The sequence below is a fragment of the Paenibacillus caseinilyticus genome, from assembly GCF_027533645.1.
Taxonomy (GTDB): domain Bacteria; phylum Bacillota; class Bacilli; order Paenibacillales; family NBRC-103111; genus Paenibacillus_G; species Paenibacillus_G caseinilyticus.
Genome location: NZ_JAQAGY010000009.1, coordinates 63,469 through 85,097, shown reverse-complemented (window position 1 = coordinate 85,097; position 21,629 = coordinate 63,469). Strand labels below are relative to the sequence as shown.

13 protein-coding genes are annotated in these 21,629 nt (G+C 60.0%); 12 read left to right on the top strand and 1 reads right to left on the bottom strand.

Annotated features, from left to right (window positions below; all coding sequences use genetic code 11):
* The first annotated feature begins 58 nt into the window (after nt 1-58).
* The 7 genes from O9H32_RS15375 (at nt 59) to O9H32_RS15345 (ending at nt 10,633) form a co-directional block, all read left to right on the top strand.
* A complete protein-coding gene (locus O9H32_RS15375) occupies nt 59-2,656 on the top strand; it encodes a beta-mannosidase (RefSeq protein WP_269866997.1) in 2,598 nt (865 codons plus the stop codon).
* A gap of 296 nt (nt 2,657-2,952) precedes the next feature.
* Nucleotides 2,953-4,770 carry a cache domain-containing sensor histidine kinase gene (locus O9H32_RS15370; protein ID WP_269866996.1) on the top strand — a complete coding sequence of 606 codons (1,818 nt, stop codon included), beginning with the start codon at nt 2,953-2,955 and terminating at the stop codon, nt 4,768-4,770.
* Entirely contained in the window at nt 4,764-5,501 is a 738-nt protein-coding gene (locus O9H32_RS15365) for a response regulator transcription factor (RefSeq protein WP_269866995.1), read from the top strand. The genes O9H32_RS15370 and O9H32_RS15365 overlap by 7 nt, the downstream gene beginning before the upstream one ends.
* 93 nt (nt 5,502-5,594) lie before the next feature.
* Entirely contained in the window at nt 5,595-7,250 is a 1,656-nt protein-coding gene (locus tag O9H32_RS15360; RefSeq protein ID WP_269866994.1) for an extracellular solute-binding protein, read from the top strand.
* A gap of 48 nt (nt 7,251-7,298) precedes the next feature.
* Nucleotides 7,299-8,261, top strand: coding sequence for an ABC transporter permease (locus O9H32_RS15355; RefSeq protein WP_269866993.1), 963 nt, complete (start codon nt 7,299-7,301; stop codon nt 8,259-8,261).
* A 56-nt stretch (nt 8,262-8,317) separates the two neighbouring features.
* Nucleotides 8,318-9,238, top strand: coding sequence for a carbohydrate ABC transporter permease (locus O9H32_RS15350; protein ID WP_269866992.1), 921 nt, complete (start codon nt 8,318-8,320; stop codon nt 9,236-9,238).
* A 48-nt stretch (nt 9,239-9,286) separates the two neighbouring features.
* Nucleotides 9,287-10,633, top strand: a complete 1,347-nt coding sequence (locus O9H32_RS15345; RefSeq protein WP_269866991.1) for a GH1 family beta-glucosidase — start codon at nt 9,287-9,289, stop codon at nt 10,631-10,633.
* 175 nt (nt 10,634-10,808) lie between these two features.
* On the opposite strand, the gene O9H32_RS15340 is transcribed toward O9H32_RS15345, so the two are convergent.
* Nucleotides 10,809-12,404, bottom strand: coding sequence for a response regulator transcription factor (locus O9H32_RS15340; protein ID WP_269866990.1), 1,596 nt, complete (start codon nt 12,402-12,404; stop codon nt 10,809-10,811).
* Nucleotides 12,405-12,473: 69 nt separating this feature from the next.
* Here O9H32_RS15340 and O9H32_RS15335 point away from each other — a divergent pair, with 69 nt between their 5' ends.
* The 5 genes from O9H32_RS15335 (at nt 12,474) to O9H32_RS15315 (ending at nt 21,579) form a co-directional block, all read left to right on the top strand.
* Nucleotides 12,474-14,312 (top strand): sensor histidine kinase, encoded by a 1,839-nt coding sequence (locus tag O9H32_RS15335; RefSeq protein ID WP_269866989.1) that lies wholly within the window; start codon nt 12,474-12,476, stop codon nt 14,310-14,312.
* A gap of 197 nt (nt 14,313-14,509) precedes the next feature.
* Complete coding sequence (locus O9H32_RS15330) at nt 14,510-15,781, top strand: ABC transporter substrate-binding protein (RefSeq protein ID WP_269866988.1); 1,272 nt, start codon at nt 14,510-14,512, stop codon at nt 15,779-15,781.
* A gap of 99 nt (nt 15,782-15,880) precedes the next feature.
* Nucleotides 15,881-16,774, top strand: a complete 894-nt coding sequence (locus O9H32_RS15325; RefSeq protein WP_269866987.1) for a carbohydrate ABC transporter permease — start codon at nt 15,881-15,883, stop codon at nt 16,772-16,774.
* On the top strand, nt 16,771-17,631 hold the full coding sequence (locus O9H32_RS15320) for a carbohydrate ABC transporter permease (RefSeq protein ID WP_269866986.1): 861 nt from the start codon (nt 16,771-16,773) through the stop codon (nt 17,629-17,631). Before O9H32_RS15325 ends, O9H32_RS15320 begins: the two co-directional genes overlap by 4 nt.
* 66 nt (nt 17,632-17,697) lie before the next feature.
* Nucleotides 17,698-21,579, top strand: a complete 3,882-nt coding sequence (locus O9H32_RS15315; protein ID WP_269866985.1) for a glycosyl hydrolase — start codon at nt 17,698-17,700, stop codon at nt 21,577-21,579.
* The last annotated feature ends 50 nt before the right edge of the window (nt 21,580-21,629 follow it).

Below are 21,629 nucleotides of genomic sequence, written 5' to 3'. Positions count from 1 at the left end.
CCCCCAGCCCTTATAATGGAACCACAGCATTCCATACGATTCTAAGGAGACGGTGATTGTGACAACGACGAAACCGGAGTTCCCTTCCATCACGAACTGGGAGTTCAAGGCCTGCAAAGACGAACAGTGGCTCCCCGCGGTTGTGCCCGGCTGTGTACATACGGACCTGCTTAAGAACGGGAAGATCGAAGATCCCTTCTACGGAACGAACGAGAAGCGCCTGCAGTGGATCGACAAAGAAGATTGGGAATACCGCTCGGCCTTTACGGCTTCTGCCGAACAGCTCGGCCAGGCGAATGTAGAGCTGGTATTCGATGGATTGGATACCTACGCGGATGTGATGTTGAACGGGAAGCAGATCCTGGCGGCGGACAACATGTTCCGGTCTTGGCGTGTCGATGTCAAGGATGTGCTGAAGGAAGAGAACACGCTGCTGATCCGTTTTCGCTCACCGGTCCAGGAGGATCTGCCGAAGCTGCGGGCGCTCGGTTATGCGCTGCCGGCTGTGAATGACCAAAGCGAAGCGGGCGGTCTTGGCGACGAAAAAGTAAGCGTTTTCGCCCGAAAAGCGCCCTACCACTATGGCTGGGACTGGGGCCCGCGCTTTGTCACCAGCGGGATCTGGAAGGAAGTGCGGCTGGAGAGTTGGTCAGGACTGCGCATCCGCGACGTCCATATCCGGCAGGATGAGGTCAACGAAGCGGCGGCACGTATCACGGCTCTGCTGGAAGTGGAAGCGGATGGCGCCTGGGAAGGCGAGCTCCGCGTATCCGCTGACGGACAGCAGTGGAGCCGGAGCGTGCGGATCGAAGCGGGCCGCAGCACGCTGGAGCTGGCTGCCGAACTGGCAAGCCCCCGCCTATGGTGGTCGCGGGGCCTTGGCAGACCGGAGCTGACGGACTTCCGGGCGGAGCTGGTGTCCGCAGGCGGGACCGTGGAGGCCGGGCAGACGGTGACGACGGGACTGCGCTCCGCGAAGCTGGTCCGCGAGCCGGACGCGCATGGCACCGGCTTCCATATCGAGCTCAACGGAGTGCCCGTCTTCTGCAAGGGGGCGAACCACATTCCGAACGACAGCTTCGTGACGGAAGTGACCTATGAGCGGTACCGCCATGAGGTGGCTTCGGCGGCGGAAGCCAACATGAACATGCTCCGCGTCTGGGGCGGCGGCATCTACGAGCACGACGATTTCTACCGCTTATGCGACGAGTACGGCATCCTCGTGTGGCAGGATTTCATGTTCGCCTGCTCCATGTACCCGGGGGACGAAGCCTTCCTGGCGAGCGTCCGCGCCGAGGCGGAGGAGAACGTGAAGCGGCTGCGCCGCCATCCGTCGGTGGTGCTGTGGTGCGGCAACAACGAGATGGATACGGCCTGGTCCCACTATGACGAGAAGGCGGGGTGGGGCTGGAAGAAGCAGTATGAGCCGGAGCTGCGGGAGAAGATCTGGGGGGATTACGAGGCGATCTTCCATTCCATACTGCCGGAGACGGTAGCAGCCCTGTCGCCGGAGACCGACTATTGGCCTTCATCGCCGATGAGGGCGGTGACCGGGGACGCAGCCCAGCATGCGACGAGCTCTTCCCCCGACGGGGATATTCACTACTGGGGCGTGTGGCATAACGTCGAGCCGTTCTCGAATTACAAGGTGCATATCGGACGGTTCATGAGCGAGTACGGCTTCCAGTCGTTCCCTGAAGAGAAGACGGTGGAGACCTACGCGGCGGATGAGGATATGGAGCTCGTCTCCGAAGTCATGCTCAGCCACCAGAAGAACGGGCGCGGCAACACGCTCATCAAGGAATATATGGAGCTGTATCTTAGCGAGCCGAAGGACTTCCGTTCGTTCCTGTATATGAGCCAGGTGCTGCAGGGCGAAGCCATGCAAACGGCTATCGAAGCGCACCGCCGCCGCATGGGCTTCTGCATGGGCTCGCTCTACTGGCAGATGAACGACTGCTGGCCGGTGGCCTCCTGGGCGGGCATGGACTACCTCGGCCGCTGGAAGGCGCTGCAGTATTATGCGAAGCGGAGCTTCCGGGACGTCATGCTGTCGGTGGACGAGAACGGCGGAGCGATTGAAGTTCACGGAGTCTCGGACCGGCAGGCTCCTCTGACGGGGACGCTGCAGCTGCAGCTGCTGGACTTCCAAGGGCAGGCGCTCAAGACGTGGTCGGCCTCCGTGGTGCTCTCGGCGAACGCGGCCGGGCTGCTGAAGTCGCTGGCGACAGACGAAGTGCTGGACGGCGCCGATCCGGCCTCCGTGATGCTCTTGGCCCGCTTCGAGGGAAGCGATGGCACGGTAGACAGCAAGGAGCACTACTTCGTGCCGGCCAAAGATATCCGGCTGGGGACGCCGGGTGTGAAGGTGACGCGGACGACGGACGGGGAGGAAGTGCGGTTCACCCTGGACGCGGATAGGCTCGCGAAGCAGGTGTGGCTGTCGTCGGAGGCCGAAGGCCACTTCACCGACAACTTCTTCGATCTGGTGCCGGGCCGTCCGGTGACGGTCGCCTTCCGGAAGCGTTCGGACGGCAGCGCCGCCTTCACGGCGGGTGATCCGGGCGAGGTGACGGTACGCTCGATGGTCGATTTCATCCAGGCCGGCGGGCGTGCGGAGATCGCGCAGCAGCCGGCGGGAGAGCAGGCGCTGTAGGCTTGGCTTGGTTTGGTTTTATCCGTACTTTCATGTAAGCTTCATCTTTACTTCAGCTGTTTCCTTGCTTTCAACCCCACAAGGCTGCCTTCGGGCAGCCTTGTGTTGTAAGGAGGGAGGCGTCGGACAGGGACGGCTCGCTTCGGGAAAGACGTGCCATATCCCTGAGCGCCGCAATGTAAGCGCGGTCAGAATGAAGCCGATTGGACATATGCGCTCATCCTGTCGATCATACCGAACAACCAAACAAGCATACGTGTTATTAAGTTTTGCTCCGGGGAGAGGGAGGCGGCGCGATGAAAGGGAAAGGAACATGGAAAGGGCTGCGCTGGAACCATATCCGGCTGCGCAGCAAGCTGATGATCTTGTATCTCGCCGCGGTGCTGCTGCCGGTGGTCTTCACGAACGTGACCTTCTACCGCATGACGGCCGAGAAGGTGCAGACCCAGAAGCTCGAAGATCTGCACCGCGGGCTGACGGCGGGGAAGGACCGCTTCCGGGGAATGCTGGAGGGGCTGATCGGGTTCTCGTCCATCCTCTATACGGACAGCCTGCTGAGCAGCGCGCTCGATCACCCTTACGCGTCCGAGGACGAGATGCTGACCGCCTACAACGAGATCATGAGCAATGCGGTCAACCGGTTCGTCCCTATGAACCGGCAGTTCTACAACGCGTATCTCTACACCGACAATGAGACGCTGATCTCCTCCGGGGTGCTGAAGTTTCTGTCCGAAGACACGAAGCGGGAGGCGTGGTACCGGCAGATTCAGCAGAGTACGGCCGTGGGGGAGCTCATCATCCATACGACGATCCGGGCCTGCGGGGGGCAGGAGAGCGGTCCGACGGGTGCGGACTGCGGCCGGCCTTACCTCAGCGTGATCCGCAAGCTGGATTTCTTCAAAGCCTACAGCACCTATGCCAAGGTGCTGCGGATCGATATTCTGCCGGAGTACCTCCAGAGCACGTTGTGGGACCGGTCTTCGCCAGGGGAGTTCTATATTCTGAACCGGGACGGGGCCGTCGTCTACGCCTCCGGGGATTCGCCGCTGCTGGGCGAAGCCGAGGCGCAGAGGCAGCACAAGCTGGTGATCGCAAGTCCGTTCGAAGGGGCCAAGTATCTCCAAGGGTGGCGCATCGTCGGCATCTATCCGGAGAGCCAGGTGCTGGACGCGGTGCTGCAGTCCCGCAAGTTCATCATCTATCTCACCTGCGTGAACCTGCTCGTGCCGACGCTCATCATCCTGCTCTTCTCGCGGTCCCTGACCGGGCGGATCGGCTATCTGCTCAAGATGATCAAGCGGGTCAAGAACCAGCAGTTCGAACCGCTGAACGCGAAGCCGGCCCACGACGAGATCGGACAGCTGACCGGCGAATTCAGCCGGATGACCGAGCAGATCGGCACGCTCATCCAGGATGTGTACGTGGCGGAGCTCGACCGGAGGCAGGCCCAGTTCAACGCCCTCCAGAGCCAGATCAACCCCCACTATCTGTTCAATACGCTGGAAGCGGTGCGGATGAACTGCATCGTCAATGACGAGAAGGTCACGGCGGATATCATCAAGCGGCTGGCCCGGGGCTTCCGCAGATCGCTCCAATGGGGGGACGACCGCATTCCGGTGAGCGAGGAGATGGAATTCGTACTCGATTTTCTGGAGATTCAGAAGTTCCGCTTCGGCAGCCATCTGAACTATTACGTCCATGTCGATGAAGATGTCCGCGGTGTATACATCCCGAAGATGAGCATCCTGCCGCTCGTGGAGAACGCCTGTATCCACGGCATCGAGAAGCGGGAAGGACCGGGAACCGTCGGAGTCCGCGTCATGGGCCGCCCTTCCTGCATGCTAGTCGAGGTATCGGACAGCGGGGCCGGCATGGAGGAAGAGGATGTGGAGCAGTGGTTGGAGCAGATGAAGCACGGCGATAACCGGGGGGACCATGTCGGACTGAAGAATGTATATGACCGGCTCAAATGGCACTGCGGAAGCGCATTCGACCTCAGTATCCAATCGGCGCCGGGCCGGGGAACGCTGGTCCGCGTCCGGATCCCGCTGGATCTGGCGCCCGGGGACCGGGAGGCGGAACAAGAGACCGATGGGGGGAACACGGCATGCTGAAGACGCTCATTGTGGAGGACGAACCGAGAATGAGGGAGGGACTCAAGAAGATTATTCCCTGGGAATCGCACGGCTTCTCGTTGTGCGGCGACGCGGAGAACGGCAGACAGGCGCTGGAGCGCATCGAGAAGGAGCGGCCGGACCTTGTCATCACGGACATCCGGATGCCCGTGCTCAGCGGGCTGGAGCTCATGATGGAAGTGTCCGGACGGTTCGACTGCCAGTTCATCGTGCTCTCCGGCTACAGCGACTTTCAGTATGCGAAGACCGCCCTGGTGTGCGGCGCGGTAGACTATCTGCTGAAGCCGCTGGAGGAGGACGACCTGATCCGTGCGCTGGAGCGGACGCGGCGCAGGCTGGAGAAGGAACGGCAGCCGCTCCCGGCCCCGTGTCCGCCGGACCAGCCGCCGGCCGCCGGAGCGGTGGAATTCGTGACGGGCTATGTGCAGGAGCGCTTCCGGGAGCCGATCACGGTCAAGGAGCTGGCGGGCAAGCTGTATTTGAACCCCATATACCTCGGGCAGCTGTTCAAGAAATCGACGGGTATGTACTTCAATGACTATGTGCACCGGGTGCGGGTGGAGGAAGCATGCAGGCGGCTCAAGGGCACGACGAACAAGATCTTCGATATCGCGCTGTCGGTCGGCTACAGCGATACGGATTACTTCGTCCAGCAGTTCAAGAAGATCACCGGCTGCACCCCTTCGCAGTTCCGCGAGAGAACCCCTTAGATTTGGGGGGGACGATGCTAAGATCCGCAGGGTACCCGGGCGGAGGACCCCTTGGTAAGATAGACGCAGGAAGCAATAAGGGAGGAATTAGCAATGATGAAAAAAAGAGCGCTTACAACGATAACGGCGTTCGGCATGCTCTCCGCCGCCCTGCTCTCGGGCTGCTCTGCTGACGAGGCCGCACCCGGGACGCAGGACGGGCCCGCCGGGAAGGAAGCGTCCACCGGCCCGGTTACCTTCAGCTACTTCGTCTTCACCCCGGGCGACAATGTGCCCGAATCGACCAAGATCGGCGATCTTATCGAGAAGAAGACCGGCGTGAAGATCAAGTACGAGCTGCTCGTCGGCGAGAAAGAGCAGAAGCTCGGGGTCATGATCGCAGGCGGCGATTACCCCGATCTGATCAACTCCGACATGACGACGAAAATGGTGGACGCCAAGGCGCTGATTCCGCTCGAGGAGCTTATCGAGAAGCATGCGCCGAATATCAAGCGGGTGTACGGCCCGTACTGGGAGCGACTGAAGTCGTCGGACGGCCACATCTACTCGCTGCCGCCGGTGGCGCCGACGGGCACGCCGAGCAAGGGGATCAGCGCCGCCTTCTGGATTCAGAAGGAAGTGCTGAAGGAAGCCGGCTTTCCGAAGATCACCACCTTCGAGCAGTACGTGGATATTTTGAAAGCGTATTATAAGAAGCACCCGCAGATCGACGGCGCCGACACGGTTCCCTTTGAGATCCTGACCTATGACTGGCGCAACTTCACGCTGACAACGGCGATGCAGTTCTTGGCCGGCGGCCCGAACGATTCCCGCGCGATGGTGAAGCCGGGCACGAGCGAGCTGACCTTCTACCAGACCGACGAGAAGATCACGAAGCGGTATTACGAGAAGCTCAATGAGATGTATAACGAAGGGATGATCGACAAGGAAGCGTTCGTGATGAACTACGAGCAGTATCTGGCGAAGCTGTCCAGCGGGCGGGTGCTCGGCATGTTCGACCAGAAGTGGCAGTTCCAACAGGCGCTCGATTCGCTGAAGCAGCAGGGCAAGGAGAACCGCATGTTCGTGCCGCTGCAGCTCACCTTCGATGAGTCGATCAAGGCGGATTACCTGGATGTGCCGGGCCTGAACTACAATACGGGCTTCTCCATCACGGTGAACTGCAAGGATCCGGTCCGCGCGATTCAGTACGCCGACTTCATGGCGAGCGACGAAGGGCAGATTCTCCGCAACTGGGGCGTAAAAGGGGAAGACTTCAAGGTCAGCGACAAGGGCCGTTTCTACCGGGACGAAGAGCTCCGCAAGCACTTCCAGGATCCGAAGAACGGATTGAAGCTGAACGGGAACATCATGTTCTTCTGGCCGGGCTCCTCGGGCACGATGCCGGACGGCAACAACTACGAGATCTACCGGCAGCCGGAGGAAATTGCGGCAGGCTATGACGAGCTCGATAAGGAGATCCTGAAGGTCTACGGGGCGGCGACCTATGAGGATACGTTCAACCCGCCGAACATGCAGCGCAAATACTTCCCGCTGTGGAGCATCGAGCTCTCCGACAAGGCGAAGGTGTTCGACCAGAAGATCGGAGACCTCAACAAGAAATTCCCGCCGCAGATGGTGGTGGCGAAGTCGAAGGCGGACTTCGAGAAAAGCTGGAGCGAGTACGTACAGTCCGTGAACAAGCTGGATGTGTCCGGATGGATGGGGGAGCTCTCCGCGAAGGTCAAGGAACGCCAGGAACAATGGTAAATCACCGGCATGACTCATCCTGCCGGGTATAGATAAAGGAGGGAGACCATGGCTGTCCCGCCGGAAGCGCTTCGCGCCAAACCGTCAGCCGCGCGTGCCCCGTCCCGTGAGCTGTGGAAGAAGATCAAGACGCAAAAAATGCTTATGCTGATGTCGATCCCGTTCGTGATTTATGTGCTGATTTTCTCATACGTGCCCTTGTGGGGCTGGCTCATGGCTTTTCAGAATTACAAGCTCGGCTCCTCCGTTCTCCACAACGAGTGGGTAGGCCTGGATCACTTCCGCGAGCTGTTCCGGGACGACGCGTTCCTCCGCGTCATGCGCAACACGCTGGCCATGAGCCTGATCAACCTCGTGCTCGGCTTCGCGAGCTCGATCCTGCTCGCTCTCATGCTCAATGAGCTCCGCAGCATCCTGTTCAAGCGTGTCGTGCAGACGATCTCGTACCTGCCGCATTTTATCTCCTGGGTCGTTGCGGCGAACCTCATCATGAACATGCTGTCGATCGAGGGGATCGTCAATACGGTGCTGGTGAAGCTCCACTTCATCGAAGAACCGGTGCTGTGGCTGTCGGAGGGAGGGTATTTCTGGTGGATCATCGGCCTCTCCAATGTATGGAAGGAGATCGGCTGGAGCGCGATTATCTACCTGGCGGCGATGACCACGATCGATCCGTCGCTGTACGAAGCGGCTGGTATCGACGGGGCCGGGCGGTTCCGCAAGATGATGCACATCACGCTGCCGGGCATCCGGCCGATGATCATCGTCCTGCTCATCATGAGCATCGGCCATATCCTCGACGCGGGCTTCGAGCAGCAGTATCTGCTGCAGACCCCGATGGTGGTCGACTATGCGGAGACGATCGACATCTTCGTGCTCAAATACGGGATTAACCTGTCCCGGTTCTCGTTCGCAACGGCTGCGGGCATCTTCAAGTCCGTCATCTCCATCCTGCTGCTCATTGCCGCGAACCGGATGGCGAGGCGCATGGGGCAGGAAAGGCTTTTCTGATGACCGGCGCTCCCCGCCCCGGGGAGCTGCACGGATTATGCCGGGAGGTGGCGTGATTGCAAGTTCGACTAAGGAAAAGGGACAGGCATGGTCCCGGAGACCGGCTCTTTGATATAATCAACGCAGCGCTGCTGCTCCTGCTGCTCGCCGCTACCCTGTATCCGTTCATCAACACGGTTGCCGTATCGCTGAACGAGGCCGCCGATACCGTAAGGGGCAGCACGTTCCTGTGGCCCCGCGAGTTCACGTGGCTGAATTACCGCACGTTATTCCAAGACAACACGATCTATCATGCCTTTCTTGTATCCGCTTCCCGGACGGTGATCGGGACGGTAACCAGCGTGTTCTGCACGGCGATGCTGGCCTATGCGATCTCGCGACGGGAGTATGTTCTGAGAAAACATATCTCATTTCTATTCGTATTCACCATGTACTTCAGCGGCGGGCTGATCCCGGGCTATATGCTCATCAAGAACCTGCATCTGAACGGAACCTTCTGGGTCTACATCATCCCGGGCCTGATCGCGGCGTTCAACCTGATCGTCATGCGCTCTTTCATGGAGGGGCTGCCGGAGAGTCTCGCGGAGTCGGCCCAGATCGACGGGGCGCACCACTTCACGATCTTCCTGCGCATCGTGCTGCCGCTGAGCCTGCCGGTGGTCGCTACGGTGGCGCTCTTCGTGGCGGTAGGCCAGTGGAACTCGTGGTTCGACACGTTCCTCTTCAACTCGTCGAAGCCGCAGCTCTCCACGCTGCAGTTCGAGCTGATGAAGAAGCTGCAGTCCGCCCAGATGAGCATCGGGGGCTCCGCCGAATCGGCCTTCGCGAGCAGCAAGAACGCGCAGTCGAATATGGTGACGCCGACCTCGATCCGGGCAGCGATCACGATGGTGGCCACGCTGCCGATTATCGCGGTGTATCCGTTCCTGCAGAAATATTTTGTGCAAGGGATGACCCTCGGAGGGGTGAAAGAGTAGGGCGGCAGCGCACACCTGACGAAAGAACCATGAGGAGGAGTACGGCCTATGTCCACGATTCAATTTCCATCCGGTTTTCGGTGGGGCGCGGCAACCGCTTCGTATCAGATCGAAGGGGCTTACGACGAGGAGGGGCGGGGGATGTCGATCTGGGATACGTTCAGCCGCACCCCCGGCAAAGTCCTGAACGGCGATACGGGCGACGTGGCGTGCGACAGCTACCACCGCTATGAAGAAGACATCGCGCTGATGAAGGAGCTCGGCATCGACTCGTACCGCTTCTCTATCGCCTGGCCGAGGATCTTCCCGGAGGGGACCGGCAAGGTGAACTCGCTCGGCCTCGCCTACTACGAGCGGCTCGTGGATGCGCTGCTCGCCGCAGGCATCGAACCGGTCGTGACGCTCTACCACTGGGATCTCCCGCAGGCGCTGCAGGAGCGGGGCGGCTGGGGGAACCGGGAGACGATCGACGCCTTCGTGCAGTACGCGGAGGTGATCTTCGGGGCGTTGTCCCCGAAGGTGACAAAGTGGCTGACGATCAACGAGCCATGGTGCGTCTCGTTCCTCTCGAACTTCCTCGGCGTTCATGCGCCGGGGAATACGGATCTGCAGCTGGCCGTCGATGTGGCGCATCATCTGCTCGTGGCGCATGGCCGTACCGTACGCAGGTTCCGCGAACTCGGCCTTGAGGGGGAGATCGGCTATGCGCCGAACGTCACGTGGATCGAGCCGTACAGCACGCGGCAGGAGGATATCGACGCCTGCCGGCGGGCGACCGGCTGGTTCGTGGAGTGGTTCATGGATCCCGTATTCAAGGGAACCTACCCGGACTTTCTCGTAGACTGGTTCCGTGCGAAGGGGGCAGAGGTGCCTGTGCTCGAAGGGGATATGGAGACTATCTCCGAGAAGATCGATGTGCTCGGCATCAACTATTACACGGGTAACGTGGGCCGCTTCCGGGAAGGGGCGGGCTTCTTCGACTGCGAGGATATCGATATGGGCTACCAGCGCACGGATATCGGCTGGCCGATCTACCCGGACGGTTTCCATCATGTGCTGCGTTATATTCAATCGCTCTACGGCGATATCCCGATCTATATCACGGAGAACGGTTCGTGCTATAACGACGGTCCCGAGGAGGGCCGGGTGAACGATACGCAGCGGGTCGCTTACCTGCGCCGTCATCTCACGCAGCTGGAGCGGGTCATCGCTTCCGGCGTACCGGTGCTCGGGTACTTCACCTGGTCCCTGATGGATAACTTCGAGTGGGCGGAAGGCTACAGCAAGCGCTTCGGGATCATTCATGTGGATTATGACACCCTGAAGCGTACGCCCAAGGAGAGCTACTATTGGTACCGCAGCATGATTGCGGCTGGCGGAAGCTTCGAAGTATAAGGCCGGTTCACCTCATGAAGACCGCCCATCCCTAACGGAAGTATAGGGATGGGCGGTCTTTTGGCGGCGGAGAGAGGGCTCGTGCACGGGCCCAAGCGGGTCCTGTCCCGCGGTGCCGCTTAATAGCGTGGCTGCCCCACCCGGCGGCCCGCAGTGCATGGCTGATGCAGCACGCTTAATAAGCATGTTTTCTGTACTCGCTTGGGGTCAGTCCCGTCACATTCTTGAAGGCCCGGTTGAACGAGCTGGGATTGTCGTACCCGACGAGGTAGCCGATCTCGTAGATCTTCACATCCGGCTCGCCGAGCAGCGTCTTGGCAGCCTCCATCCGGATCTCCAGCAAATATTCCAGGAAGTTCACTCCGGTCTCCTGCTTGAAGAAGTTGCTGAAATAATTGGGATTGAGATGCACCTGCTCCGCTACGGTCTGCAGATTGATATTCTGGCGGTAATGCTGGCGGATGAACTCCTTGGCCGAGGCGATAACCGGGTTGTCTTTGCCGGCCTTGCGGGCATCCATCTTCAGAACGAGTCGGTAGACGGACTCGCAGAGGCGGTCCTCCAGCCTTTCGGCGGTAGGGGCATGCTCTATGGACTGGAGCAAGCAGCAGTCTGCGTCGGCCATGGCGATTTCTTCGGCGGCCTCGAAGCGGGCATACCATTTGCGTACCAGCCGGGTCAATCCGCTGATAAGCTCCGCCGGGTCGGTCCTCTGTTCGATGAATCGCCGGAGCAAGGCCTGCATCGTACTGCGGGCTTGGGAGGCGTCCAAGGCTTCGACCGCTTGGAAGAGCGGCAGGGCGGCGGCCGAGAGCTCACTCTCCTGCAGAGGGACGAACCCGGGTCCGCCGGCTGTGTACAGGTAGCAGCCGCCCAGCCCTTCATAGAAGGCTCGGCGCAGGGAGTCCGCCGCTTCCCGGTAGGCTTGCGCTGCAGCGGCCAGTGTCTCGAAGGGCCTGCTGGCTCCGGCCGTGAACGTGCCGGCCGCATGTTCGCTCATCCGGCCGGTCAGCCATAGGAGGGGGGCGGGGGCGGCAGCGGCAGGCCTCTCCGGGGATGCGGGAGCGGGAGCAGGGAGAAGCAGGGTCATCTGCCCGTTCTGGACACTGAACAGGCTCTCATCCATCCAGCCGGCCTCCTCGCTGAGCTTGCCGGCCCATGCCCCCCAATCCGTCAGGCCCAGGCTGTCTGCCGGCGGGTCTTCATCAATCTTAATAATGGCAAGAAGGAAGGAGGGGAAGCGGTCCAGCTGGAATTCCGATATCCGTTCCAAGAACAAGGGGGTGTGCTGCAGCCGGTTGACGATCAAGTCCCACAGGAGCCGCTCTTTGCGGAGCAGCCGGCTTTCCTCCGCACGGCGCTTCAGCTTCTCCTGCTGTTCGGCCATCAGGGCTTCGACCTGCTTGGCGGATTCGAGCCGCTCCAGCAGCTTGACCAGATCGCGTTTGTTCACGGGCTTGAGCAGGTAATCCCGCACCCCCGCTTTCAGGCTTTCCTTGACGTATTGGAATTCGTCGTATCCGCTGAGAACGACGGTCTTGACAGGAAGCCCGAGCTCCGCTATCGTTTGGACCAATTCGATACCGTCCATGACAGGCATACGGATGTCCGTGATGAGCACATCCGGCTGCCACGCGATGACCCGCTCCAGCGCGGTCTTCCCGTCCGGTGCGGAGGCATCGGTTTCATAGCCCCTTCCAAGCGAGTGGATGATGGCGCGGATTCCGGCACGTATGGTTTTGTCGTCGTCTGCGATCACAATTTTTAGCATAGCATCCTCCAATACAGGATTCTTAGGCACCTATCCCAAACATATCTCAACGTACAGGGGGCTCTTGTTATGGAAGCACAGAGAAGCAGGCAGCCGCACTACATGCGTCTTTTGAAGCGTTTACACTTCCGCGATTTTCCTATTGCGGCCAAGCTGTATACGGGGTTTCTATGTGTATTCGCCATCATGATCATCTTGTCGTGGCTCACCTATTCGAACTACAAGCAGGATAAGGAGAAGAACATGCTCGAGGTGATTCAGCGGCTCAACAACCAGACGGTGAGCAAGATCGACGAGAACATCAAGGGACTCATCGCGATGTCCAAAATGCCAATGATCTGGGAGCATGGCAGCCACTCCGATCTGTTCCGCTATGTGGAGGAATCGAACAGCACAGGCAAGTTCGATTTCAATATGCGCAACGCTTTCATCGGGGACGTCAACAAATATTTGACGGTGAACAACCACATCGAATCGCTGGTGATCTATAACCGCCTGGGCACGGGGATCCTGTACATCGACGGCAAATGGCTGAGCGCCGGAGTTGACCCGGATTCTCCCGCCCGCGAAGCCTTCGACGCCTCCTTGAGCGATTATAAGAAGGTCACCCTGATGCCGACCTACCCGGTCGCCAACTCCACGGCGCCCTTCAAGCCCTATTATGTCTTCGGCGTAGCCCGGGGAATCTACAAGCTCGAGACCTCCGAGACGATCGGCGTCGTGATGGTCAGCAGCCGGATGGATGACCTGCTGGAGCTCAGCGAAGAGATGCACAGCGTCCAAGGCAACCAGGTGCTGCTGCTCGACGACAAGAACCGGATTATGGCGGACCGGGACACGTCGAAGATCGGCCAGCCCGTCTCTGCGGCCATCGCCATGAGGCTCCAAGACGGCTCGGACAATATGCCGAAGCGGCTCGTTCTGGACGGGACCGACTATCTCTTCAGCAGCGCCGCTTCCGAGCTGACGGGCTGGAAGGTGGTCAACCTCATACCGTTGACCGAATTGTACAAGAACATGAACCACATGGCAATGACGACGTTCCTGACGACGCTGTCGCTGCTGCTGCTCACGATCGTCTTCACCCTCTTCTTCTCGAGGAGTATCGTCAAGCCGGTGCATAAGCTCATCCGGCTCATGAAACGCGTGGAGGACGGGGACTTCACCAAGGAGATCATCCTGCTCCAGGAGGATGAGATCGGGCAGCTGGCCCGGGAGTTCAACCACATGTCCCGGCGGATCGAGCACTTGATCCACGAAGTAACCCGGGAGAAGATCTCACAGAAGGAGATGGAGCTCGAGATGCTCAAAATGCAGATCAATCCGCATTTTCTCTATAACACGCTGGAGTCCATCCGCATGGTAGCGGAAGCCCGGGAGGCCCCCGATGCGGCGGATATGGCCTTCTCGCTGGGGGAGATCCTGCGGTACGGCATCAACCGCTCCGGCGATACGGTGAGCGTCCGGGAGGAGCTCTATCACCTCGAGCAGTACATGCTGCTGCAGAAGCACCGCTTCGCGGAGGTGTTCTCGATCTCCCTGGATATCCGCGAAGAGATCAAGGAGCTGACGATGCTGAAGGTGATCCTGCAGCCCTTGGTGGAGAATGCGATCCTGCACGGCATCACGAACCGCTCCAGCGGAGGGCAGATCGAGGTCCGGGGCTACAGCGACGGGGACCGTCTGATCTTCGAAGTGTGCGACAACGGAGCCGGAATGTCCGCCGGGCAGGTCGATGAGCTCAACCGGTCCTTCCGCCGGCATGGGGAAGGCAGCCGCAGGATCGGGCTGAACAATGTGAACAAGCGCATCCAATTGTTCTATGGCGATGCGTACGGCCTCGAGATCATCAGCACCCCCGGGGTAGGCACCAACATCTTCGTCAGCATCCCGATCCAGGATACATAGCAGGCTTGTAAGGCGCTGCAAGCTTCCCCCCTTCCCGGGAGATGTGAATCAGTGCCGCCCGTATCCTGATAAATCTGTAAAAGTGCAAAGAAATCTTAATCCCGGTCATGTTAACTCCCACGAAGATTCGTTACTATAATAACAAGAAACAAACATAACAAACAAATGCTAGCTAACACAAGAGGGGGAAATGGATTGTGAAACGTTCGATAGCCGTTCTGGCTGCCGCATGGAGTGCCGCTTCGCTGCTCTCCGCTTGCTCGGGCTCCGGTGGGGGTACCGATCCTGCCGCAGCGCCTTCGAATGCCGGAGGATTGAAGGGGGAGATTACATTCCTCACGCACCGCACGGACCTGGCGGATACGGTCCTGACCGATATCGCGGAAGAGTTCATGGCGAAGAATCCCGGGGTGCACATCACCGTGGAAGCGAGCAAGGGCGATGATGTGCTCAAGACGCAGATCGCCGCCAATGAGCTGCCGGATATCATGTTCGTTCCGAGCGGTCTTGGGATGACGCGCAAGGACTACCCGACGTACTTTGTCCCGATCGACGATCTCGGCTATACCAAGGATAACCTGTGGTACTACACCAACGGGGCCGGGCCCGACAACAAATTGTATACGCTCTCCATTGGAGTGAACTACCAGGGCTTCATCTACAGCAAATCCGCCTTCCAAGCGGCGGGGATCGACAAACCTCCGGCAACGATGGAAGAATTCCTCGCGGCTGCCGAGAAGCTGAAGGCGAAGGGCACCGTACCAGTCGCCTCCAACTTCAAGGACGGCTGGCCGCTCGGCAACTATGCGGACGGAGCCTATTCCAACGACATCACGGGATTGAAGAACTACCAGAACACCCTGATCGGCAAAGACCTGTTCGGCTCCGAACCGGGCAGCCTGCTCGAGGGGATCAAGTTCCTCCGGACGCTCGCGGATAAGGGCTACCTGGAGAAGGACCTTATGTCCACGAACTGGGACGCTTCCAAGCGCGATCTCGCCCAAGGGAAAGTCGGGATGACCTATCTCGGCACCTGGCTGCCGGCCCAGATCGAACAGAACGGCGGCAAGCCGGAGGATATCGGTATGTTCCCGGTACCGGGAGCCAAAGCGCTCGTCGGTTCGGCGGACTACATGTACGGGGTAACGAAGAACTCCAAGGCGCCGGAAGCGGCCAAGGCCTTCCTGAAATTCATGTGGGATAACGGCTATATGCCGAAGAAGGCCGGCATGATTCCGCCGAACAAGGATTACCAGGCGGACCAGCCGTTCCTGAAGGAGCTGCTGTCTTATAAGCTTCCGATCGTGGAGTGGGAAGCGCTCCAGCCGGAATATCAGGATCTCATTAACAAGGCGCAGATCGATACGAAGAAAGTGGCCCAGGAATACGTGCTGGCGGAGAACCCGCAGGAGATTATCGACAAGTACAACAAGAAGTGGGCCGACGCGCGCAAGGCGCTTGGCAAGTAGTCCCCCCGGGAGATGCCGGGCCGGCGGAGCAGGTTCTCAGCCGGCTCTCTTCTCCATGCGCAACATTCAGATTTTAGATAAAAAAGGCGGAGAGAAGCCATGCTGCACAACCGCAATGACCTATGGGAAAGAAGATGGACCATCGGCTGGTTCATGGCCGTGCCGATGATCATCCTGCTCGTATTCTCCTACTATCCGGCCGTGAAGCTGTTCCAGATGAGCCTGACGGATTGGGACGGGATGAAGCCTTCCTACAATTACGTAGGATTGGATAATTACAAGGAGATTCTCCGGGAGAATATGGCCTGGAAAACACTCGTTAACAACATGGCCTATGTGCTCATCTCGATCTTTCAGACGTTCCTCGGTTTATATTTTGCGATCCTGCTCGATTCGAATATCCGCGGCAAGCGGTTCTTCCGCTCCCTCCTGTTCATGCCCTATATTCTGAACGGCGTGGCCGTCGCTTACATGTTCAGCTATATGTACAACTTCGAAGACGGTCCCATTAACATCCTGCTCCGGGGCATCGGTCTTGGGGACTACGCGATCCGCTTCCTCGGCAACAACTGGTGGGCGAACCTGTCGCTGGCGTTCATGGGGCTGTGGCAGAATACGGGTCTGGCGATGGTGATCTTCCTCGGCGCCCTGCAGTCGATTCCGAAGGATCTGTACGAATCGGCGAGCATCGACGGGGCCAACTTCCTCCACAAGGTCCGCTTCATCACCATTCCGAGCATGAAGCTGGTGGTACAGATCAATCTGTTCCTGAGTCTGAACGGCGCGCTCCAAGCCTTCTTCCAGCCGTTCATTATGACGAAGGGCGGGCCGGGCGACCGGACCCAGACCTTCGCTTCCATGGCTTATTATACGGCCTTTAATTTCCACAACTTCGGATTGGCTTCGGCGCTCGGGGTATTCCTGCTGGGCATTGTCCTGGTCGTGCTGCTGATCCAGAACTTAGTCATTCGCGGCGGGGGGGAAGAAGGATGAGACATCGTTCGATGGAATCGGGGCTGGTGGTGAATCACCCCGTGCTCCGCTGGTTGAATTACGCTTTGCTGCTGGCTTTTGTGGCCATGGTCCTTGCGCCCATCCTGATCGTCTTCCTGGTGTCCTTCAAGTCGAACCAGGAGTACATGTACTCGCAGGTATGGGATTTGCCCCGGAGCTTCCTGAACTTCGACAACTTCGAGGTGTACTGGAAACGGGGCAAGATGCTGCTCGGCTTCCAGAATGTCGGCATTCTGATCGTGGTCTCGCTTATTACCAGTATCTTCATGGGGACGATGGTCGCCTATGTCATCACCCGCTTCAAGTTCCGGGGGAGGAAGCTGATCCTCGGGCTGTATGTCTTCGCGGCGGTGCTGCCGACCACGACGACGGCGATCGCGACCTTCACGGTGATCAAGAGCCTCGCGCTCTACAATACGTTGTATGCCGGGCTGCTGCTGTATTCGGCGGCGGGCGTGCTCGATATTTATATGTTCATGCAGTTTATGTACAAAATCCCTACGGAGCTCGATCAGAGCGCGCGGGTAGAGGGGGCTTCCTACTTCCGGGTCTATTGGTCGGTGATTCTCCCGCTGATGCGTCCGGCCATCGCCACGATCTCGATCCTGAAGATCGTCGGCATCTACAACGATTTCTTCATTCCGACGGTGTATATGCCTTCCTCGAAGCTGTCGACGATCACGAGCGGGCTCATGCTCTTCACGCAGGACCGGGGTTCGCAGTGGAACGTGCTGTCGGCCGGCATTATCGCCGTCCTGCTGCCTACGCTTCTCGTCTATCTGTTCGCGCAGCGCTTCATTATATCAGGGGTGACCGACGGAGCGGTCAAGTCCTGAAGAAGCTTCGAGCAGCTGCTCAAGGAACGCATCGAATGATTCAATGATTAGGCAGAGGGGGAGTTCATGATGAAGAAGACAACCAAGTGGATGAGCTGTATCGTGACCGCGGCCATGGTCGCTGCTCCGGCGGCTCCTATGCGGGCTGCGGAGGATGCAGCGCAGGTGAAGGCATCTGCCCCGCTTCTCACGGATACGCAGGGCCACTGGGCCCAGAGCCGGCTGGAGGCATGGGCTGCTAAGGGGATCCTGAGCGGCTATGAGGATGGGACCTTCCGTCCGGACGGGAGCATCACGCGGGCGGAGTTCGTCACCGTCCTCAACAAGGTGTTCGGTTATTATGCCCCGTCGAACGCGGCCTTCGACGATGTGGACGCATCCAGCTGGTATGCGCAGCAGCTCTCCGCCGCCCGGCAGGCAGGCTACTACGAAGGCTTCCCGGGCAACAAAGCCGGGGCCACCGAGCGGATTACCCGGCAGGATGCGGTGACGCTGCTGGCGCGGGCGTTCGGACTGCAGGTCAAGGCCGGCGCTTCCGCGGCAGGCACGTTCAGCGATGCCGCACAAATTCAGGCGTACGCCCTGGGGGCGGTTCATGCGCTGTCGGATATCTTGGGCGGCTATGAGGACGGAACCTTCCGGCCGGAAGGCAGCCTCACGCGGGCGGAGTTCATAACGCTGATCGACAAGCTGGTCGCCGGCTACTATTCGAATGCCGGCAGTTACGAGGGCGGCGAGGTTGAAGGCAGCGTCGTGGTAAGCCGGGCGGGCGTGACACTGAAGAATACGACCGTCCGCGGCAATCTGTATTTGACCGCCGGAATCGGCGACGGGGAAGTGACACTTGCCGGGGTCCGCGTCACCGGCACCACGTTCATTGCGGGCGGCGGGCCGAACACCGTCACGCTCAAGGATTCCACCTTCGGCGAAGTGAGCGTGAACCGCAAGGAAGGCGAAGTGCACGTCGTCGCGAGCGGAACGACGCAGATCGACCGCCTCACCGTAGACAGCGCTGCGAAGCTGGAGCTGGGCGGGGGGACGCGGATCGCAGCGGCGGACATCCGCCGGACGGCATCCCTGGTTGTAGGGGAAGGAGCCGCGATCGCGGACCTGACGGTGGGCCGGGAAGCAGCCGGCACGGCCATCACAGGCAAGGGCAGCATCGCCAAGGCGCAGATTACGGCGTCCGGCGTGACGCTGAACGGACAGGCCTTGGCGCAGGGTCCGGTCACGATCACGAACGGTAAGGCGGATCCTGTACCGGGGGCGGCACAGCCAACTGCGCCGGCGGGCTCCGGTTCCTCGGGTTCCGGGTCTGGATCGGGCAGCGGATCGGGCAGCGGATCGGGCAGCGGATCGGGCAGCGGATCGGGCAGCGGATCGGGCAGCGGATCGGGCAGCGGATCAGACGGCGACTCGGACGGGGACTCGGACAGCGGGTCGGACCCGGCACCTGCGCCGGAGAGGGTGGAGAACCTGGCCGACAAGGACGCCACGGCGGAGACGAGATCGCTGTTCGCTTACCTGGACGATATCCGGGGCAAGGAGATCCTGTTCGGACACCAGCATGCGACGACCGAGGGTATCTCTATTACGGCGAAGGACGGCACCCAGTCCGAAGTGCAGAATGCCGTAGGCGACCTGCCGGGAATGTTCGGCTGGGATACGCTGAGCCTCGAAGGCCTGGAGAAGCCGGGCGCCGGGGATGCAGCGAGAGAGCAGAACCGCGATAACCTCATCGCCGTGATGAAGTCCGCTTACAAGGAAGGCGGCGTGCTGACGCTGAGCTCGCACATGCCGAACTTCGTCACCGGCGGCAGCTTCTACGACACGAAGGGCCAAGTGCTCTCGCATATTCTGCCGGGCGGAGACAAGCAAGCGGAATACAACCGGTTCCTGGATATGATCGCGGATTTTGCGGTCCACCTGAAGGATGACGGCGGCAAACCGATCCCTGTGATCTTCCGTCCGTTCCACGAGCAGAACGGCGGCTGGTTCTGGTGGGGCGCACCTTACCGCACGAAGGACCAGTACAAAGAGATTTACCGCTACACTGTGGAGTACCTGCGCGACAAGAAGGGCGTGCACAACTTCCTGTATGCCTTCTCGCCAGGCAGCCCGTTCAACAGCACGGACGCGACGTTCCTCGAGACGTATCCGGGCGACGACTATGTCGATATCCTCGGCTTCGACTGCTACTATGACGGGAATACGCCGGGCTGGTACGATGCGGTCGTGAAGGATGCGAAGCTGGTCTCGAAGCTGGCGGATGCCAAAGGGAAGATCGCCGCCTTCACCGAGTTCGGGTACTCGGGCGTGAAGCCGTCGGGCACGAAGGATCTGCAGTATTATACGAAGCTGATCGCGGCGCTGCAGTCCGATCCCGACGCGAAGAAGATGGCGTTCATGCTGACATGGGCGAATTTTAATACGGATTCGATCTTCGTGCCCTACAAGAACGCGCCGAACGGACTCGGCGACCACGAGCTCCTGCCGGATTTCGTGAACTACTATAACGATCCGTATACCTCCTTCAGCGACGAGGTGCGGGCAGCCGGCGCCTACAGCAAGCCGGTTACGGCCGCCGCAGAGCAGCCGTTCATGCATATCGCCTCTCCTACGGCGAGCCAGACGGTACCGACGACGTCGCCGACGACGATCCGCGCCCATGCGGTGAACCAGGCTGTGGAGCGAATGACGTACCTGATCGGCAGCGATACGAAGGAATATCTCCTGAATCTCGACAGCGACGGGTTCTACTATACGGCCGAGTGGACGCCGGGCGCGGCGCTGGACGAATCTGGCACCACGATCACGGTGAGATCCTATGCCAAGGACGGCTCTGTCCTCACGGAGACGATCCAAGTGTTCATAAGCGATGTGCAGGGCAATGGCGATCCGCTGACCGTGGATACGTTCGACACCTACAAGGGGAGCAGCGAGCTGCTCGACGCGGCCTACAGCCCGGCGGGCGATCTCAATGCAATCTCGCTCGATACCGATCACAAGTACAGCGGCAAGTACGGCCTGAAGTTCGACTACCGTGTGGACGGCCAAGGCTACAGCGGCGAGGTCAAGAATATGAACAATGTGGACTGGTCCGGGGCGAACAAGCTGAAGCTTTGGCTGGCACCGGACGGCAGCGGCCAGAAGCTGGTCCTGCAGGTCAACGCGAGCGGCTTCTCGTTCGAAGCGTATCCGTCGCTGGCCGGGACGGCGGCGGGGATCATCGAGATTCCGTTCAGCGAGTTCGCGCCGGCTCCTTGGGACAGCGCCAATGCGGGCAAGGTCATGACGAAGGAGAACCTGAAGGACATCCGCTCGTTCGGGATCTATGTGAACAAGAAGGAAGGCACGATGGGCACGTCCGGCACACTGTACTTCGATGAGATCCAGGCTTACAACGACGGAACGGGCGGTGTGCCCGGAGGTGATCCGGGTGACGAACCGGATAACGGCACAGATCCGGGCAGTGGGCCTGCGCTGCCGGGTCTCCTGTACGGCTTCGAGACCGATGCGCAGGGGTGGACCGTGGATGTGAACAACGCGGGGGCCGGCGCCGCCACCGTGACGGCAGATGCTTACGCGGAAGGCACGCATGCTCTGAGCACGGAGTTCTCCCTGACGGGGTCGGACTTCGAACTCGTCAAGTTCGGGAATCTGGACTTGCGTTCGGCAGATGCGCTGAGCGCGAAGGTCAAGCTGTCGGGCGGTACAGCCAAGGTCCGGTTGTACATCAAGTCGGGAGATGCCTGGTCCTGGAACGACAGCGGGCTGGTCGGGGTGGACTCAAGCGGGTTTCAGACGATATCGCTGCCTCTGGCCGGCATCGCGGATCTCCGCAGCGTCAAGGCGGTCGGCCTGAAATTCGAGGGCTTCACCGGGGAGGGCACGGCTCACGCCTATCTTGACGACGTACGGATTTCGGGTGGCGCGGCCACACCATAAGCATGAACGATGCGGAAGGCTTCCGGGCATATAGGGCCCGGGGGCCTTTC

Excerpts from the sequence above, each read along its gene's own strand:
- O9H32_RS15370 (WP_269866996.1), top strand. The coding sequence starts at position 2,953 with ATGAAAGGGAAAGGAACATGGAAAGGGCTGCGCTGGAACCATATCCGG.
- O9H32_RS15365 (WP_269866995.1), top strand. The coding sequence starts at position 4,764 with ATGCTGAAGACGCTCATTGTGGAGGACGAACCGAGAATGAGGGAGGGA.
- O9H32_RS15360 (WP_269866994.1), top strand. The coding sequence starts at position 5,595 with ATGATGAAAAAAAGAGCGCTTACAACGATAACGGCGTTCGGCATGCTC.
- O9H32_RS15355 (WP_269866993.1), top strand. The coding sequence starts at position 7,299 with ATGGCTGTCCCGCCGGAAGCGCTTCGCGCCAAACCGTCAGCCGCGCGT.
- O9H32_RS15345 (WP_269866991.1), top strand. The coding sequence starts at position 9,287 with ATGTCCACGATTCAATTTCCATCCGGTTTTCGGTGGGGCGCGGCAACC.
- O9H32_RS15340 (WP_269866990.1), bottom strand. The coding sequence starts at position 12,404 with ATGCTAAAAATTGTGATCGCAGACGACGACAAAACCATACGTGCCGGA.
- O9H32_RS15335 (WP_269866989.1), top strand. The coding sequence starts at position 12,474 with ATGGAAGCACAGAGAAGCAGGCAGCCGCACTACATGCGTCTTTTGAAG.
- O9H32_RS15325 (WP_269866987.1), top strand. The coding sequence starts at position 15,881 with ATGCTGCACAACCGCAATGACCTATGGGAAAGAAGATGGACCATCGGC.
- O9H32_RS15320 (WP_269866986.1), top strand. The coding sequence starts at position 16,771 with ATGAGACATCGTTCGATGGAATCGGGGCTGGTGGTGAATCACCCCGTG.
- O9H32_RS15315 (WP_269866985.1), top strand. The coding sequence starts at position 17,698 with ATGATGAAGAAGACAACCAAGTGGATGAGCTGTATCGTGACCGCGGCC.